11 protein-coding genes are annotated in these 19,546 nt (G+C 36.5%); 3 read left to right on the top strand and 8 right to left on the bottom strand.

Features of this window, described 5'->3' with window-relative positions:
- Positions 1-159: 159 nt before the first annotated feature.
- A complete protein-coding gene (gene lysA / locus ACB104_RS09325; protein ID WP_370478162.1) occupies positions 160-1,392 on the bottom strand; it encodes a diaminopimelate decarboxylase in 1,233 nt (410 codons plus the stop codon).
- A gap of 200 nt (positions 1,393-1,592) precedes the next feature.
- Here lysA and sucC point away from each other — a divergent pair, with 200 nt between their 5' ends.
- Positions 1,593-2,783: an ADP-forming succinate--CoA ligase subunit beta gene (gene sucC / locus ACB104_RS09320; protein WP_370478160.1), complete on the top strand. Its 1,191-nt coding sequence runs from the start codon at positions 1,593-1,595 to the stop codon at positions 2,781-2,783.
- A gap of 36 nt (positions 2,784-2,819) precedes the next feature.
- Here sucC and ACB104_RS09315 read toward each other — a convergent pair whose 3' ends face one another.
- Positions 2,820-3,074: a DUF1456 family protein gene (locus ACB104_RS09315; protein ID WP_370478158.1), complete on the bottom strand. Its 255-nt coding sequence runs from the start codon at positions 3,072-3,074 to the stop codon at positions 2,820-2,822.
- A gap of 369 nt (positions 3,075-3,443) precedes the next feature.
- Here ACB104_RS09315 and ACB104_RS09310 point away from each other — a divergent pair, with 369 nt between their 5' ends.
- Positions 3,444-3,863, top strand: coding sequence for a TerB family tellurite resistance protein (locus ACB104_RS09310; protein ID WP_370478157.1), 420 nt, complete (start codon positions 3,444-3,446; stop codon positions 3,861-3,863).
- Positions 3,864-3,948: 85 nt separating this feature from the next.
- Here ACB104_RS09310 and uvrB read toward each other — a convergent pair whose 3' ends face one another.
- From uvrB to ACB104_RS09280, 6 genes are all read right to left on the bottom strand, one after another.
- Positions 3,949-5,952, bottom strand: coding sequence for an excinuclease ABC subunit UvrB (gene uvrB / locus ACB104_RS09305; RefSeq protein ID WP_370478155.1), 2,004 nt, complete (start codon positions 5,950-5,952; stop codon positions 3,949-3,951).
- A 27-nt stretch (positions 5,953-5,979) separates the two neighbouring features.
- Positions 5,980-10,881 carry a T9SS type B sorting domain-containing protein gene (locus ACB104_RS09300; RefSeq protein ID WP_370478153.1) on the bottom strand — a complete coding sequence of 1,634 codons (4,902 nt, stop codon included), beginning with the start codon at positions 10,879-10,881 and terminating at the stop codon, positions 5,980-5,982.
- A 149-nt stretch (positions 10,882-11,030) separates the two neighbouring features.
- Entirely contained in the window at positions 11,031-13,763 is a 2,733-nt protein-coding gene (locus tag ACB104_RS09295; protein ID WP_370478152.1) for a T9SS type B sorting domain-containing protein, read from the bottom strand.
- 60 nt (positions 13,764-13,823) lie between these two features.
- Positions 13,824-16,583, bottom strand: coding sequence for a T9SS type B sorting domain-containing protein (locus ACB104_RS09290; RefSeq protein ID WP_370478150.1), 2,760 nt, complete (start codon positions 16,581-16,583; stop codon positions 13,824-13,826).
- A 29-nt stretch (positions 16,584-16,612) separates the two neighbouring features.
- Positions 16,613-17,437 (bottom strand): ABC transporter permease, encoded by an 825-nt coding sequence (locus ACB104_RS09285; protein ID WP_370478148.1) that lies wholly within the window; start codon positions 17,435-17,437, stop codon positions 16,613-16,615.
- A 20-nt stretch (positions 17,438-17,457) separates the two neighbouring features.
- Positions 17,458-18,354: an ABC transporter ATP-binding protein gene (locus tag ACB104_RS09280; protein WP_370478147.1), complete on the bottom strand. Its 897-nt coding sequence runs from the start codon at positions 18,352-18,354 to the stop codon at positions 17,458-17,460.
- A 123-nt stretch (positions 18,355-18,477) separates the two neighbouring features.
- On the opposite strand from ACB104_RS09280, the gene ACB104_RS09275 reads away from it, so the two are divergent.
- Entirely contained in the window at positions 18,478-19,539 is a 1,062-nt protein-coding gene (locus ACB104_RS09275) for a hypothetical protein (protein WP_370478145.1), read from the top strand.
- Positions 19,540-19,546 lie beyond the last annotated feature (7 nt).

The raw sequence follows: 19,546 nt of genomic DNA, 5'->3' as shown, positions 1-19,546 counted from the left end.
TAAACAAATTATAAAAAGACTTAGGGAATGGCTGATAATATTAAAGAAAATAATGAATATTAGCAACTTTATTAAAATATATTCATAACATTAGGCCAATAATAAAAAATGCTTAACATTTGTTAAGCATTTTTGTCCACTAATATTAAACCGGATTTATTAAACCAATTGTTTTTCTTTCTTATCGGTAAAGTCAACTTCTACTTGGTTGTGTAGAATATCTTCAAACGTTTCGCGCTTTCTGATTAAATGGGCTTTGTCATTGTACCACAATACTTCTGCAGGTCTAAACCTAGAGTTATAGTTGCTCGCCATAGAAAAGCAGTAAGCTCCTGCATTTTTAAAACAAAGTACATCGCCTTCATTAATTTCATTTATGCGACGATTATTTGCAAAGGTGTCTGTCTCACAAATATACCCTACAACAGTGTAAAAACGTTCCCGACCCTTAGGATTGGAAATGTTAATAATATCGTGGTGCGAACCATAAAACATTGGGCGAATTAAATGGTTGAAACCAGAATCAACTTGTGCAAAAACCGTAGAGGTGGTTTGTTTTACGGCATTAACATGCGTTAAAAAGTAACCTGATTCACTCACCAAAAATTTACCAGGTTCGAACGCCAAGGTTAAATCTTTGCCATAATCTTTGCAAAACTCGTTGAACCTTGCAGATAATTTTTTGCCTAATTCCTCAATATTGGTTTCAATATCACCTTGTTTGTAAGGGACTTTAAAGCCAGAACCAAAATCTATAAAATCCAAATTTTTAAACTGTTTAGCCGTATCAAACAAAATTTCGCTAGCATACAAAAATACTTCGACGTCCAAAATATCGCTTCCAGTATGCATGTGTATGCCGTTAACATTCATTTTGGTGTTTTCCACAATGCGCAGAATGTGGGGTATTTGGTGTATTGAAATGCCGAATTTTGAGTCGATATGACCAACAGATATATTGGCGTTTCCACCAGCCATAACATGTGGGTTTATGCGGATACAAACTGGAATGTTAGGGTGTTTTGTACCAAACTGCTCCAAAATAGAGAGGTTGTCTATATTGATTTTAACACCAAGTTGAGCGGCTTCTTCAATTTCGCTTAAAGAAACTCCGTTAGGTGTAAAAATGATTTCTTCAGGTTGAAAGCCAGCGGCCAATCCCAATCGCACTTCCTGAATGGATACCGTATCAATGCCAGAACCTAACTTTTTAAAAAGTTTTAATATTGATATATTAGACAATGCTTTAACTGCATAGTTGAGTTTCAACTTCTTTACGTTTTTAAACGCATTGGTCAGTCTTTTATACTGTGCCTCAATTTTGTGTGCATCATAAACATAAATTGGGCTGCCAAACTCTTGTACAATTTTAAGCAATTGATTTTCTGTCATAACTTCAAAATTTTTGGCAAAGATATTTCATAAATGGGTATAAAAAATAATTCATTAAAAATTTATACAAATTAAACAAAATGTTAATTATTTAACAATCTTATTAACCCATAACTTAGTTAAAAGTTTTAGCAATTAAATATTAGGGTAAGTTAACGCTATTATTTACATTTGTGCTTCTTAAACTTATCAAGCATATTATGAATTTACACGAGTATCAAGGCAAAGAGATATTAAGTAGTTTTGGCGTGCGCATTCAGCGTGGAATAGTTGCCCAAAATGCAAAAGATGCAGTTGCTGCTGCCAAACAATTGACTAATGAAACTGGTACAAGCTGGTACGTTATAAAAGCACAGGTTCATGCTGGTGGTCGCGGAAAAGGTGGTGGTGTAAAACTTGCCAAAAACTTAAAGGAAGTTGAAGAGCTTGCTGGCCAAATTATCGGAATGGATCTGGTTACGCCTCAAACTTCTGCTGCTGGAAAAAGGGTTCATCAAGTTTTGGTTGCCGAAGATGTGTATTATCCAGGAGAAAGTGAAACCAGTGAATTTTACATGTCTGTTTTGTTGAACAGGGGAACTGGGCGAAATATGATTATGTATTCTACAGAAGGTGGAATGGATATTGAAACGGTTGCTGAAGAAACACCCCATTTAATCTTTACCGAGGAAATTGACCCGTCTGTTGGTTTAATGCCTTTTCAAGCCCGTCGTATTGCGTTTAATTTAGGGTTGTCAGGAGCTGCGTTTAAGGAAATGACAAAATTTGTTAGTGCTTTATATACGGCTTATATAAAGTCAGATTCTTCATTATTTGAAATTAATCCGGTTCTTAAAACGAGCGATAATAAAATACTTGCGGTTGATGCCAAGGTTACCATTGATGACAATGCCCTTTACAGACATAAAGATTATGTTGATTTAAGAGATATTCGGGAAGAAAGCGCCATTGAAGTAGAGGCTGGTGAAAAAGGTTTAAATTATGTTGATTTAGATGGTAATGTGGGTTGTATGGTTAACGGTGCAGGTTTGGCCATGGCTACAATGGATTTGATTAAACAAGCGGGTGGTGAACCAGCCAATTTTTTGGATGTAGGTGGTACTGCTGATGCTGCCCGAGTTGAAGCCGCTTTTAAGATAATATTAAAAGACCCGGCGGTTAAAGCTATTTTAATTAATATTTTTGGTGGTATTGTACGTTGTGATAGGGTAGCCCAAGGTGTTATTGATGCCTATAAGAATATGGGTAATATTAACGTGCCAATCATTGTGCGCTTGCAAGGCACAAATGCCGATATCGCCAAAGAATTGATTGATAATTCAGGTTTGGCTGTGCTAAGTGCAACCGAGTTTCAAGAAGCCGCAGATAAAGTACAGGAAGTTTTGGCCTAGTACTCAAACTTATAAAAACAAAAAAGGAGCTGCTATTTATTTAGTTGCTCCTTTTTTGTTTTCTTTTTGGTCCGGCATGGGGCCTCTTAAATGAATAACCAAACCATTTAAAAAATTCCTTAAAATTTGGTCACCGCACTCCATATATTTGGGATGATCTTCTCTCCTAAAAAAAGCACCAAGTTCACTTTTTGAAATTCGAAAATCTACCAATTCTAAAATTTTAACAATTTCATCATCTCTAAGTTTAAGGGCAACCCTAAGTTTTTTTAAAATGTCGTTATTGGTCATATTTTTAAGTCTCGATTTATTACCAATGCATTTCGTCGATTTTGCTCAAAAGAATCTTTAGAATTGACGTTTTAATGCTTGTGTAAAGATACCTTAAAAATTGGTTTTTGAAATTTTTGTTTTAAAAGGATATTTTATTTTATAATCAATTGATTTACAATTATTTAAAATATGATTATCTTTTGGTAGGTTTGAATAGGAAAATGACGAAATACAAATTTTATAGCCAAATAAAAATCAACTCTTGATGAAATAAATAAAATCAACGATTAACTACTTGGTGTTTTTCGATAAGCTACGCTATATCTACGATTATTAATTAACTTTTATGCGTAACTTTAGAATGTAATTAATTCATCCCTTGACACAATGATTAATAGAGTAGAAAAATTAAGTCTTTTGTCTGAAATGATTGCCTTTGCAAAATATGACAAAGATATACGGAGAATAGAATATAACTTTTTGCTGGGAGTGGCAAAACAGCTAGATATATCACGAGAAGATTTTGAATACTTATTAGAGAATCCTATTTCGTACACTCATTTAAAATCTCATAGTGAGCGCATTGTTCAGTTTCATAGACTGGTATTGTTGATGAATATTGAACAACAGTACGGTGAAGGAGACGAAAATAATAGAGCTGGAGTAACGAAATTATATAATTTTGGCTTACGTATGGGGCTTAGCCATGAGTCTATTGCCAAAGTATTGTACTTAATGGAAAGTTTTCCAAACAAAATAGTTCCACCTGATGTTTTGATAGATATTTTCAAAACACAGTATAACTAATCTTTTTCTCTTAGGGCGTATCCGAAGAGACATAATTATAAGTGTTGATTACAATTCAAAAGTTGTAAAAAAGAAAGCTAAAAGTTTAAACTTTTAGCTTTTCTAGTTTATTCTGAAAGGTTTTTATTTCATCCCTCAGTTTTGCGGCAACGAGAAAATCTAGTGCTTTGGCCGCTTCTTCCATGAGTTTGCGTTTATCCCGTATTTTTTTCTCAAGTTCAGATTTGCTTAAATATTCACTTTCAGGCTCTGCCGCTTTCGCCGCTTCCAATTGATAACTGTATGTGCTTACAGAGTTTTTGGCCAATGCGTTATCCAAACTTTTATTTAATGATTTTGGCTTGATATTATTCGCAGAATTGTACTCTATTTGTTTTTCGCGTCTGTAATTGGTCTCGTCTATGGTTTTTTGCATGCTGTTCGTTATTTTATCGGCATACATAATGGCTTTTCCGTTTAAGTTTCTGGCAGCGCGTCCAACAGTTTGTGTTAATGATCGGGCTGAACGTAAAAACCCTTCCTTGTCCGCATCCAAAATGGCAACAAGAGAAACTTCAGGCAGGTCTAAACCTTCCCTCAATAAGTTTACACCTACCAACACATCAAACAAACCTTTACGTAAATCTTGCATGATTTCAACGCGCTCTAAAGTATCAACGTCACTATGAATGTAACGACAACGAACTTGTATCCTTTCTAAATATTTGGTCAATTCCTCGGCCATTCTTTTGGTTAATGTGGTAACTAAAGTGCGTTCGTCCTTTTCTACGCGAAGTTGAATTTCCTCAATTAAGTCATCAATCTGGTTTAAGCTTGGACGAACTTCAATTTCTGGATCTAAAAGTCCTGTTGGTCGTATAACCTGCTCCACATAAACACCATCGGTTTTTTGCAATTCGTAATCCGCTGGTGTTGCACTTACGTAAATAACTAGATTTTGAAGCGCTTCAAATTCTTCAAATTTTAATGGGCGGTTGTCCATGGCTGCTGGCAATCTAAAACCATATTCCACCAAGTTTTCCTTTCGACTTCTATCTCCACCGTACATGGCATGTACTTGAGAAATGGTTACATGGCTTTCGTCAACTACCATTAAATAATCATCAGGGAAATAATCTAAAAGGCAAAAAGGTCTTGAGCCAGGTTTTCTGCCATCCAAATACCTGGAGTAGTTTTCTATTCCCGAACAGTATCCCAATTCGCGAATCATTTCCAAATCAAACTCGGTGCGCTCTTTTAAGCGTTTGGCTTCAAGATGTTTGCCAATTTCCTTAAAATAATCATGTTGCTTTACCAAATCATCTTGAATGTCCTTTATAGCGGCTTGTAGGATTTCAGGTGAAGTCACAAACATATTTGCCGGATAAATATTCAATCGATCATATTTTTCGACAACCTGATTGGTTTGAATGTTGAAGGACTCAATATCTTCAATTTCATCACCAAAGAAATGAATGCGGAAGGCATCATCTGCATAACTCGGGAATATATCTACCGTGTCGCCTTTAATTCTAAAATTACCATGATTGAATTCACCTTCAGTTCTTGAATATAAACTCTGAACCAATTGATGAAGAAGTTTTGTTCTTGAAATAACCTGGTCACGTTCCAAAGTAATCACATTTTTTTGAAATTCAACAGGGTTACCAATACCATATAAACAAGAAACCGAAGCTACCACCAAAACATCCCGCCTTCCCGAAAGTAGGGAAGATGTTGTGCTCAATCGCATTTTTTCTATTTCTTCATTGATGGATAAATCCTTTTCAATATAAACTCCTGAAACAGGAATGTAAGCTTCAGGTTGATAGTAATCGTAATAGGAAACAAAATATTCAACGGCGTTATTAGGGAAAAACTGTTTGAACTCAGAATATAATTGGGCAGCCAAAGTTTTGTTGTGTGCTAAAACTAGGGTTGGCCGCTGAACTTCTTGGATAACATTAGCAACGGTAAAGGTTTTACCAGAACCTGTTACACCAAGTAAGGTTTGATATTTTTCATAGGAATGGATGCCATCAACGAGTTGCTCAATGGCTTTAGGCTGATCTCCAGTGGGACTAAAATCTGAGACAATTTTAAACTTCATTTTGCAAAATTACGCAAAATAAATGGTCTATCGTTTTAGTGCAAAGTGGCCTTTTATTTCAAAAGTTTCGCCATTTTGAAGCACTTCTGCAACAAACCAATAATCATCCGAAGGCATATTTTGCCCATTAAAAGTGCCATCCCAACCTGAAGAAGTATGAGCTAAATTTTTGAGAAGTTTACCATACTTGTTATAAATATAGACAAGTGTTCCGGGCAATTGGTTAACGCCTACAATATGCCAAGTGTCATAGGCACCATCATTGTTTGGCGTGAAAAATTTAGGTATATCTATAACCATAACCTCCCGTGTGGCATCAAGACAACCATTTAAGTCCCTGACCGTTACCAAATGCGGGCCAAAAGACACGTTTTCAAAAATATTGGAAGTTTGTGGTTCTCCATCATCCAAAATATATACATAATCTCCAATACCGCTGACATCAACGGTTATACTGTTTGGGTCTGCAAAGTCAACTGTTTGGGTGAAATTAATGGTTGCGCTATCAGATTCCACAACACTAAAATTGTGCGTATGGGTGCAATCCGATCCAATTATGTTTGGCCTTGTCACTGTAACACTATAATCGCCAATACCATCTGGATCAATAATGATTTCTGAAGTTGTTGCACCCGTAGACCATAAATAGATGTCGCCGGCAAAGCCTGTGTCAGCACTTACAGTAACTGGTTGGTCGTTGCATAATGGGATAATGTCGTTAACTGGGACGATTGGCAACGGATTGATTCTGGTGTTGAATTGTGTTGTACTGTAGCAACCAGTGTTTTTATTTTCAAGGCGGGCATAAATGGTTTCTCCATCGGTAGCTCGATAGAATCTGTTTAATCGATTCGTGTCGTTTTCTGCATTAGTTATATTTAAATAAAACGTAATACTATAATCTGAAGCGTTTTGAGAGCCTAAAATGGCACTGTTATTTTGACCTAGATTAAAAACTAAAAGATTATCATAATCATCATCACATTCAACTAAATCTGGTGGTGTGTTGGCAATGGGGGTTTCATTTATCTGCAAGTTGAAAGGCTGTGCAATAAAGCAGCCTGTTTGGGGGTTTGCGACTCTCACATAAATTATATGGTTACTTGTTGAATAAATATATGTGTTGCCCAATGGTGAAACATTGTTTTCGGCATCGCTTTGATTTTCGTGATAGGATAGGTTTACCGCTGTGGGGTCATCAACCACAAAATTGTTAACCAATGATAGGTCGAAGGTTTGTGTTTCATTATCACAAATTTCAATAGTACCAATCGTATTGGTTGCTGGTGGGGCATTTACATTAAGTTGCAAAGGAACAACAATAAAACACCCCGTTAGCGTGTTGGCAATTTTAATATAAACGGTTTGTCCATTAGTCAAGAAATTGGTTGGATTTACGATGGCATTAGAGTTGTCCAATCCGTCATTAGTGTTGATATCTGTTTCGTTTTCAAAATAATCAATTGTCAGGTTGCTTTTAACCCGGTCCAGTATTTCAAAATCTGTGGTTTGGGTATCTATATTGTAAAATGTTAAATTGAAAGTGGCCTGCCCACTATAATTAGGTGAGCATTCTGTTAGTGAGGGAGCCCCAACTAAAACGTCGGGGGCGGCAATAATATTAATTCCTAATTCTTCAATTACATAACATAACGAATCGTCACTTTCTATCCGAACATAAATACTTTGTGGATTTGCAACATTGGTATAGGTTGCAGGTAATGGATTAGTATTTGCTTCTGCGAAAGCGCGTGTAACGTGAAATGAAATATTCAATACATCTGGCGAACCTAATCTGATTTCATCGGCTTTTGCACTTAAATCAAATTGATGTTTACCGTCATTACTATCGTCATCACAAATCAAATAATCCACAATTGGGTTGTAAACAGGGTCTGGTGATACCTGTATAATAAAGGATGAAGTTCCAAAACAACTGGGGTCAGTAATATTTTCCACACGGACATAAATGGTTTGAGGACTGCTAATGTTTTGATATAGATTGTTTTTGTCAATTGGGATTGTTAACACGGCATCTTCAAAATAAAAAACTTCTTTACCTGTTTGCCCGTTCAATATTTCAGCATCTTTATCGGCCAATAAAAAATCTGCAGTTCTATCGTTGTCATCCTCACATAATTGAAAATTGCTAATTACAGGGAAAACAGGTAATGTATTAACTATAGCCTCAAAAGATTCAATGGCATAGCAACCTGTGCCACTAGCAATATCTTCTATGCGGATGAATATGGTTTGCGTGTTAGAATTATAGCCGTCTCTTTCCGCATCCGGAATTTCATTGGTTTTGGCATTGGCATCCTCAAAAGAGGTGAAAAAATCTATATCCAATCCGGTAGTGCTAGGAACGACTTCAGGAATTTTAGCATTTAGGTTAATTGGTGAAAATCCGTCTTGGTCGTTATCACAAATTACAACATCAGTAGGTTGTGTAGTTGATGGTGCTGTGTGTACCTCAATTTGAAACGGATTTACGGTTGAACATCCAGAATTTATGCTTTCAATCCGAGCATATAATGTTTCTACCGAGGATGTGTTATTATAAAAAGGAGGTAGTTGATTGGCTTCATTGTTGTTATCAGCGTCTGCTTGATTATCAAAGTAACTTACTATAAAATTGGGGTCACCTCCTGTTATGGTATCATCGAGTGAATGCAAATCTATGCTCGCAATGCCATCATCGTCATCATCACAATAGGGTAAGGTTACATTGTTGAAGAGCAAAATAGGATTGATTAAAAGTGTAATTTCAGTACTTTCAGTACAATTTCCATCATCAATGGTTATATAAAGCACTTGCGGACTTACCGCTGCATATGGTGTTGTTTTGTCAATGAGGTTAGTGCCATTATCACGATCAGTTTCTGTTTCATAAAAGGTTACCATTATAGGGTTTGGTAAATCGTTGGCAATAAAAGTTTCTACGGTAAATAGGTTGAACTCTAAGGTGTCATTGGTGTCATCATTGGTGTCGCAAAGCGCAAAGTCACCTGTATCGGTCCCTGTGAGCAAAAGGTTTGTATGGACTTCAAAAGGAACTATGGTTGCACAACCTGTCGTATCGTCTTCTATTCTCAAATAAATTGTGGCCGAACCGGGTTCAACTATGGCATTTGCATATTGATAGTTTGTCTCATCTGCAATGGTATTGATATTCATTTGCGCATCGTCAAATGTTGTATGGAAGCTTGTTGAAACACCAGTCAAACCGTTCAATATAGGAGCAATGACCTCGGTTAAATCGAAGTTAGCTGTACCGTCTAAATCTGAATCGCAGGCGTCCAGATATTGTGTGTCTCTATTGACTATTGGACTAACAGTAACATTAACTTGCAAGGTTGTGCTGTTTACACAGCCTGTTGAGGTATCGACAACCCTAACAAAAAGATTATCTGTTGGTGTATTATTGTTAATGTAAGGCGTAGGGATGGGATTATTTCCTGTACTCGCATCCAGAGCGTTGTAATGATATGTAACAAAATAGTTGGTTTGTCCACCAGTAATTTCATCGTTTTTTTGTGATAAATCAATAATGGCATAGCCATCTGGATTATCATCACCGTCGCAGACCTCAAATGGCGTCGGGTCAACTATATTAGGTAAACTATTTACAATCAAATTGAAACTGGTGTATGAAAAACATGGACTATCTAAATCCTGAATACGGATAAAAATCTCCTGCGGGCTAACCGTATTTGAAATTGGGCTTGTTATTGGATTGATGTTTGCTCTAGCTTCGGCTTCAGAATAGTGGTAGCTAAAGTCATAATTTGTAAAAGGGATGTTAGGAATAAGTTCCGCATCTTTGGTTGACAGGTCGAATATTTCAGTTCCATTGCTGCTCGCGTCGTCACATAGTTCATAATCTGAAACGGGCTCAATAGGTTCTTCTGTGTTTAAAACCACCACAATTTCGTCATCCTCAACACAAGAAGATCCATTTATTGGTACAGAAACTTCAACTCTGTAGGTTCCATTTTGAACAGCAGTAAAAGTTGGTCCCAAAGCTCCAGCAATTAGACTGCCGTCTAAATACCAAGCGTAGGAAGCCAATGGGTTTTGAAGGTCGGCATTTAAAGCTGTTGAACTGGCACAAGTAGAAATATCTTCCCCCAAGTCTAAAACCCTAAAACTGTCTCCTTCAATAAAAACGGCAGAATCAAAGGTGCTATCGGTTTGGTCGGCGATTATTAGTTTGATATGATAAGTAACATTGGGTTGTATGGTTCCTGAAGCTGTTAAAACTGTGGTTCTTCCGTTATAATTTGTGTCGCCTATGTCGTAGCCATCAAAATATTGGTTGTTCTGTGCTGGGCAAACCCCATAAATTTCGTCATGTATGGTGTTGGTATTTACCGGGGTTGACGTGCCTGGCACCAATGCAATATTTTGGTAAGGGCCTGTGCTGCTAGCTTCCCTGATTAAAAAAACAAATCCATCAGAAAATTGGCACGGATTAATACCAAAATATTCTTCCGAAGCCAATAGGTAATTAAATTGAAATTGATTTGATATGGAAACAAAATCGAACTCTATGGAAGTGGCGTTAACGGTATTGGTAACCCCCAAAGCGGTTTCTAAATCTGGATCTGTGCCCCAAGTTGTTACACCTTCACTTAAGGTAGGGGCTATAAGTGAATTTCCGCCAGAAGCAGCCGCCCCAGTTGAAAGCATTATTCCATTGGTAAAAGGGAAATTCGAATTCCCACGTTCAAAATAGGCATAACTGGCCAAGCCCGTGGCCGATCCATTTACCGAAGAGCTGATGTTTGAAATATCAACACAACCGTCTACTAGATTATCTTGTATTAAAGATTGCAGACCCACAGAATCATCAACAGTGATTTGTTGTGAAAATAGCTTCTTGTTTCCAAGGATTAATAAGAACAAGATGAGGTAAATAAATCTCATATAAAGTAGGTGATTCTGTTTGGTTTTATTTGGACAAAAAAACATTCCTTTAATTAGGGTGAATTTGTGGTGAAAAGTAGGTGTTTTTTGGGTGAAATGCAAAATAAATCGACAAAACGTATTATTTTATTGGTTTTATTCTTTCAGTTTTAATGTTTTAACGTAAAGTTATTTTTAAATATTCTACCATCTTGCAGTTTAACTGAAAACCAATAATCATCACTAGGTAGTATATGCCCATTAAATAGGCCATTCCAACCCTCTCCCAAGGGGTCTAATTCTTTTACCAGTTTGCCTAATCTATTGAATATTAAAATTTTGGTGTTTGGTTGAAACATACTGTTTACCCCTTGAACTTGCCAAGTGTCATTAATGCCATCATTGTTTGGCGTAAAAAATTTGGGGAAGCCAATAACTGAAACCAATTCGTCCACCGTGCCACAATCATTCTTAATATCTCTAACGTATATTTTGTACAAACCTGGTGGAACATTTTCAAAAATATGGTTGTCTTGAAAATGAATTACAACTAAATCATCATTGTTTACTAAACTGTATTGATAAGAGCCTTCACCCGAGACAATAACAGTTATAATGTTGTTAATAATACCATCCATTACTTTAATGTCTTCAATGTTGGCTGGATTGGAAGGCATGACATTAATCGTTTTAGTTTTTGAACACCCATTGGAATCGGTTGCTGTAACATTAAAATTGCCGAGCCCATTAATTTGAATTGAGTAACTGGTTTCACCGGTATTCCATAGATAAGTATACCTGTCAGTAGAACCACTTAAAACACCAGCATTTATTGGAACTTCTGTTGGCGCTCTATTCATGCAATAATAGGCTATTTCCGAATTATTTATTTCGGGCAATTTATTTACGGTCAGCATGACCTTACTAATCCCAAAGCAATTGTTACCACTTTCCACACGGGCATAAATGGTTTGGTTGTAAGGTGTTGTATTTGTAAAATAAGCCCCCAAAGTATTAATTTCCAAAAGTGCGTCGTTATAGCTTTTGTAATATGAAACAAATAGGCTGGTGGGTAAACCGTTAAGAATTGCACTATCAGCCTCTCTTAAATTGAAGTTATAAAATCCATCCTCTGTACCATCATCATCACAAACTGCTGGATATTGATAGTCATGTGAATCTGTGTTGCTGATGTAAAGCGTTAACTCAGCCAAGCTTGAGCATCCGGTAACGTCATTAATGACTTTCGCATAAATGGTTTGAGGGTTACTAATGTTGGTGTAAGAATCAGCATTTATTTCATTTGTTCTGGTTAAATCGGTATAAAACTTCACCGTTCGGTTAGGGCTTGAACCAGTTATTTGGTTTTTTGCTTGGTTTAAATTAAATAGAGTACTACCATCACTTTGCCCATCTTCGTCACACTGAAAAATTTCCTGATTATTTGCTTCAGGACTGGGATTAAAAAGAACAAAAGCTTGTCCTTCTATAGTGCAATCGCCATTATTTGGGATGATAGTTACCCTGTAATGGCCAATTTCAGTTACCCATAAATCGTATTTTGAATTTGAAAGAGGAATATTGTCTCGAGTCCAAATATAAGTGGCTCCCGATATGTCTTCCGAGGTCAATCTAAATGATTCCCCCTCACAAAGGGTTAAATTAATATCGCTTTCTCCATTTTTGATGATGTCAATTTGAACATTAAAAATAGATTGTATAAAAGGTGGGAGTCCTTGGGCGGAGTGGTTTGGCGAAAGGTCTACCGCGGTATGTTGATAATTACAAGCAAAACCAACTTCGTTAGGCTCATTTATTACACCCAAAAAAGGCAACCCGGTATCATAGGTATCAGAAAGCGCTCTGTAAATTTTACCATCTGGTCCTAGTTGGAGGCCACCACGGTATAATTGCCTTTCATCAATAACTGCCAAAGACCCTTGTATATTAGCTCGTGCCAGATTGAATTGTACCAATGAGGAAGTATGGCTTATTGGATTGTCGTTATCTTCCCCATCATCGTTATCGGCTCGAAAATTATTATACGAATGTACATAAAGTAATTGGCTATTTGGTGAAAACTCTATACCATAGGGGTTATGGTTTTGCCCATAAATTTGTAACTCAACTGAATTAGAAACCTTTCCAGTAGCTGTATCAAAATCATATAAAAATAGTTGGTCGTTGGAGGTGGAATTTTCATTATCCGCACTTAAGTTGGCGCATGCCATTTTAGTTCCATCGGGAGATAGTTTTAGGTATCCACGGGGGTCTAAAATATTAATAGGGAAACTTGATTTTACAGATGTTGGGTCAACCCCATTATTGCTTACTTCAAAGGCATGAAAAGTATTATAGCTGGCACTGTTGCCGTCTTCTGAAGCAAAAGTTACTACCCACATTGATTTGGAAATGCAGTCTTTTATAACAGCCGTTATTTTTTCGGAACACAGGGACAGTAGTCTTGTGTTTCTTATGGTTACTGCTCCCAATCCGTTTTCTTGAGACATATCAACCACGGAGTAGTGCAGGCCAGTATTACTTCGGTTGGATCCTACTGTGAAAACGTAATAGATATCATTGTCTCCTGGTTTGGGTACAATGATAGCAGATTGCGTGCTTGACCTATCTCCCAACAATCCTGTACCATCCGTCATATATTGATGGTTTCTGTTCCATACGTAAGAACCATCGGTGTAGAATAAAAGGTTTCCCGAATTATCCGATATAGATGTACAGCCTTCGTTGGTAAATAATTGCCCATTGTCTACGCTCCTAACGGTACCATTAAAAAGGTTGAATTTAATACCTGCCCCATAGCCAAAATACCAATTGGCAGCTTCGCCCTGAGCCGATAGATAAAGGCTTGAAAAACATAGGAGAATTGATATTATAGATTTCATTGCTAATGTTCAAAATGAAATAAATTTTTTGCAGAATATTTAATTATGACCTATGTTGTGTTAATGTTTCAACGTAAAATGATTTTTAAATATTCTTCCATCTTGAAGTTCTACCGAAAACCAATAATCGTCGTTCGGCAGCCTATTGCCTCGGATTGACCCGTTCCAGCCCTCACCAAGAGGATTAAGTTCTTTTATAAGTTTGCCATAGCGGTTGTAAATAAAAATTTTAGTGTTAGGCTGAAAAAGTTCAGAAACACCGTAAACTTGCCAAGTGTCATTTATTCCGTCGTTGTTTGGGGTGAAAAACTTAGGAAAACCAATAACTGAAATGGGTTCTTCAATAAAGCCACAATCATATTTAATATCTCTAACGTATACTGAATATAATCCTGGAAAAACATTCTCAAAAATGTTACTTTCTTGGTAAGGTCTTATCATCTCGCTTTGTGAGTTTACTAGGGCAAATTCGTAAGTACCTTCACCCGAAACCGTAATGCCAACCATATTATTTGTTGAGGCGTCTGTGATATCAATGTTTTCAATAGTCGCAGTGTTTGATGGTTCAATAGTTATAGTTCGAACATCTGAGCATCCAGCCCGTGTTGTAACCGTTACACTATAATTGCCAATTTCATTAATGCCAATTTCATAGCTGGTCTCACCTGTAGACCATAAATAAGTGTAATCACCTGGTGAGCCATTAATTAACCCTGCATTAATAGGGGTTTTGCTGGGATACTCATTCAGGCAGTAGAAAGAGGTGTCTTTCTTTACAATGTCTGGTAATCGTTCAACAGTTAATTCAACTTCATTTATTCCAAAGCAATCATTATTACTGGTGTCTACCCTATAGTATAGAATTTCTTTGTAAGGTATTTTGTTTTCATATTCTGTGATTTCATTGATTTCCAACAGGGCATCATTCCAAGTTTGATAAAATGCCACATAGATTTGGTCTAATGGAATGTTGAGATTCCCGGCAATTTCGGCAACATAGGGTTCAAGCTCAAACAAATTTATACCATCTGGCGAGCCAACTTCGTCGCAAATGGGAGTTGCTCTATATATTGGAACTTGTGTGTTGCTAATTTCCAAAGTCAATGTACCTGTACTGTAACACCCACTTAAATTATGGACTACCCGGGTGTGTAAAATTTCATTTGGAAAGGAGTTCTCATAAGACTCCATATCCAAAATGGGGTTAACTCCATTAATGGCATCATTAGCGGACTTATGGTAAGAAACTGTAGTTTCTTCGGGGCTGTTGGATATAATATCAAAAGCCTCAGTTAAATTATACACCGTTACACCAAATGAACTCAAATCTAAATCGCATTGAGACAAGGAAACCTCGAAAGCCTCAGGATACTTAAAAACTTCAACCCTAGCTTCTCCTTTTGGAAATCCACAATTATTTACAAGAACATCATTGCCGGGTGGTTCTATAACTACTCTGTAAATACCTGATTCGGTCACCTCAAGATCGAGGTCATTTTCGGGAAGCGGAATGCCGTCCTTTGTCCAACTGTAATTTGCTCCTAAAATATCATCCGCCACGAGCGTATAAGATTCACCTACACAAAGTGCCAAAAAGTTCGACTCATTTCCATTTCTGATAATATCAATTTTTTGGTCGAAAAAAGAGGCGATAAATGGAGGCAAACCTTGAGAGGAACGATTTGTTCCAAGGTCTATAACATTATGTTGGTAGTTGGCAGATAGCCCAACATTATTTGGGTTATTAATTGCTCCTAATTTGTTAATTCCGGTACCGTATGTTGCACTCAAGGCATGATATATTTTTCCGTTAGGACCAAGTTGAAGAGCACCCCGATAAAGATTTCTGGAGTCCAATATGATTTGACTATTGGAAATATCCACCGCGTTTAAGTCATACTGCAATAAAATTGAATTGTGGTTTAAAGGGTCTTCATTTTGCCTTGGGTCTTCTCTATTAAAATAATCATTAGAGGAAGTAACGTATAGCAAGTTGCTGTCTGGAGAAAACTCAACACCGTATGGCTTATCATTTGGATTATTGATGCCTAAGGGCAGAGGGTTGCTTACAATTCCTGTTTCTGAATCAAAATCAAACAAATACAAACCAGACTGTGCATTGGCACATGCTATTTTTAAACCACTTGGGGATAGCTTTAAGTAGCCTCTTGAATCGAAAATGCTGATGGGCAAAGTTGATTTTACTGGAACAGGATTAACCCCCGTAGCATTAACCTCATAAGCATAAAATGTGTTTATCTCAAATGGATTTATAAATAAGCCATTTGGCGTGGAAAGTGTTACCACCCATATTGATCTGGTTTCACAGTCTTTTACTACTGCCGAAATCTTTTCTGCACAATTTGGCAAAAGGTTTGAGTTTTTGGTGATTACCTCACCAGCTCCTCCGTTAGCTGACATATCAACAACAGAATAGTTAAGGCCTGTATTGGTTTGGTTGGAGCCAACTGTGAAAATATAGTATATGTCTGGGCTATCAGGTTTTGGAACGACTATGGCTGATTGGGTGCTGGATTCGTCACCCAATAGATTTTGTCCGTTCTGCATTATTTGATGACTGGAGTTATAAACGGTGGTTCCATCTGTGTAGAACAATAACTCACCCTCCGAATTGGAAATTGAGGCGCAACCTTCACGAGTGTAAAGCCTACCATCAGACAACGAAGATATTTGCCCATTATAAATGTTAAAGCTGATACCAGCATTTTCCCCAAAATACCAATTGGAAGCTTCTGCTTGACCAAAGGATTTAGAGGCAAATAAGACCAATAAAGTTAAAATTAGGGTACTTTTTTTCATCTTCTTTCATAGCAATGCTATCAAAGATATTATAAATCCCGCTTTTTTAATAATGTATACGATAAAAAGATAAATAGGGCTGTCCAACCCAAAACGATGGCGATTTCATACCAATGCAATGCATAGTCATACGCTAATTCTGAATTATCTGGGAATTTTGACATTGCAATACGTTGAAATGGCTGATCTATCAATTTATGCATGGACTTTAAGGGGAAAAAGTTTTGAATTTTTTCCGCCAACTTTAAATCAAACTTCCAAGTTATTAATCCAAAGATTATCCATTCCAGAATAAATAGGATAAACAAAAATGCCAATGCAAATGCCGAACGTTTAACTAACATGCCAAAAAAGAGACACAAGCTGAAGAAACCAACAAGTTTTGCAAAGTAACCCAATAAAAAGCTTGTTTCCATTAAAATGATTGAAGGTTCGTTATAGCTTGAGTAGTATAAGCCAATGCAAAGTGAAATTAAGCCAATCAAAATTGTTGAAACCAAAGAAAAGAATACAATGGTGTAAAATTTAGAAAGAATAAATTCTTTTTTGCTTAAACCATCAATCAGGTTTTGTTTTAAGGTTTTGTTACTGTATTCATTACCAATCATGCTCACCACAACAATGGCAAAAAAGAATTTGAACTGCGCTGCAAAGAAGGTTGTTAAATGCCAAATAATTGGAAAGTTAAATACACCCAATTCACCTAATTCTAGGGTAAAAAAGCCAAATACATTAATTTTTAGTGAAGAGAGCAGAATGATAAAAAACGGTAAAATGAACGATATGAAAATGAGTACCTTACTTACCCTGTTCAGCAAAAGCTTTTGTAGTTCTAAATTTAAAAGTCGAAACATTTCGATGTGTATTGGTGGTTTTATTTATTATCGGTTAACTGTAAAAACTGTTCTTCCAAGCTTTCTTTTCGCTGTACTAAATGCGTGAGCACGATGCCTTGCTCGAAAAGGTATTTGTTGAAGTCCTCGGAGCTCATGGGCTCATTTAAAAATGCCGTTACAAGATTGTCATGAACTTTTATTTTGCCAAAAACCTTATTACTTTCTAAAAGTTTTATTAACTCTTGTTGTTTGTTGGCCTTAAGTTCAAAAAAGCCATGACTTGAAATCATTTCATCCACTCTTCCCGAATATAGTTTTTCACCCTTTCGCAGTACAACAACATGAGTGCAAACTTTTTCAACCTCGTCCAGTAAATGTGATGCCAATAAAATCGTGGTTCCCTGAGCGGCAATTTGCTTTATAATCTCACGAATTTGATGAATACCTTGTGGATCTAGTCCATTTGTGGGTTCATCAAGTATTAAAATTTCCGGGTCGTTTAAAAGGGCAGAGGCAATGGCCAAGCGTTGCTTCATTCCCAAGGAATAGGTGCTAAACTTACTGTTTTTTCGCTCTAAAAGATTAACAATCTCAAGCTTTTCGTCAATTTTAGCATAGTCAACACCTTTAATTTTACAGACCAATTTTAAGTTTTGTACTGCGGTCATGTATGGATAAAAATTGGGACGTTCTATTATAGCTCCAACTTTTTTTAAGGCATCATGGGTTGATGTGTTTCCGTCAAACCAATGAAAACTACCGCTGGTTTTGTTAATCACATTCAAAACAATACCCAAAGTTGTGGATTTTCCGCTGCCATTTGGACCTAAAATACCATAAACATTGCCTTTGTTAATGGTGAAGGATAAATCTTTAACGGCAGTTAAATAGCCAAATTTTTTAGTAAGGTTGTTGATTGTTAGTATTGGTTCCAAATTGTATCATTTTAATGCAACTGAAGAAAGTGGCACTGGTTGGTTACAAAAGTATGACGATGCACTTATATTTTTGTTACAGGCTTATCAATAAAAGAGTTAAATTTGAATAAGTTTAAAAATATGCAAGATTTAAAAATTTCAAAGAAGAAGCCTTCGTTCCCTGTAACGCCAAAACTGCACGATTATCTTTCGGAATATAATAGAACCGTTAAGATTCCTATTTTTTATGATGATTTGTTGCGGTTTCAGGGTTCAATTGTTGTTTATGACAAGGATGATAATGATACCCTTTGGATTAGAGTGTATTACAATGATTTTGAACGCGAAGAGATAGAATTGTCTTTAAAAAAGGTCTATGCGATTTTGCATTCTGATGGTAATGACAGCATTCTGCCATTTTTAAATATTGATGCTATAGATTACTGCACTTTTGGAAATTCTAAACCCTTCAGGATTAAGGTCAGAAATATATTGAACGATAACTACACTTATTTTTATGTAAAGACCGCGGATGCATCACGTGTTTACGGATTGGAGCTGGAACATATGCTCTCACCCTATAACCTGAATTTTTTGGTCTATAAAGACACCTTGATTGAGGAACACATTGCAGGTATTCCGGGTGATGAATTTATCAAGAACTTTTTGCCTAAATGTGACAAATCTGAAAAGTCGCAAATAGCCAAGGAGTTTGTGAAGTTTAATGAACGCTGTATGATTAGGCTTTTAGGGGATATGCGTTCGTATAATTACGTTATTGTTCCAACCCATGATTTTGACCATGTGGTTTACAAAATAAGAGCCATAGATTTCGACCAACAGTCGTACGAAGGGAAATTCAATATTTACCGTCCCCAATTTTTTAAGGAAAACTTAAAAATGGTAGAATTGGTTTCTGAAAGTATGCAGAAGTTATCAATAAACCAGTACAAAACGGAAGAGCGCTCCATTTTGGTAAAACGGTTAAAGAGTTTTCATGATCGAATAGACCTGTTGCTAGATAGTATGCAGGATGGTGTTATTTCTAAACCAGAAAACATAAAGCAATTAAAAATGACCATATTTGAATATACTCAAGAAGTGAAATTCAAAAAATGTAAAAATATGGGGGAAATATTAAAACGTTCCTTAGAGTTTTTAATGCGCAATTATGAAAATGTGAGTTTGGATAGATTGAAGTAAAAGTAAC

The organism is Tamlana flava, from assembly GCF_041287255.1.
In the GTDB taxonomy this organism is placed as follows: Bacteria; Bacteroidota; Bacteroidia; order Flavobacteriales; family Flavobacteriaceae; genus Tamlana; species Tamlana flava.
This window is presented reverse-complemented; position numbering and strand designations above follow the sequence as displayed.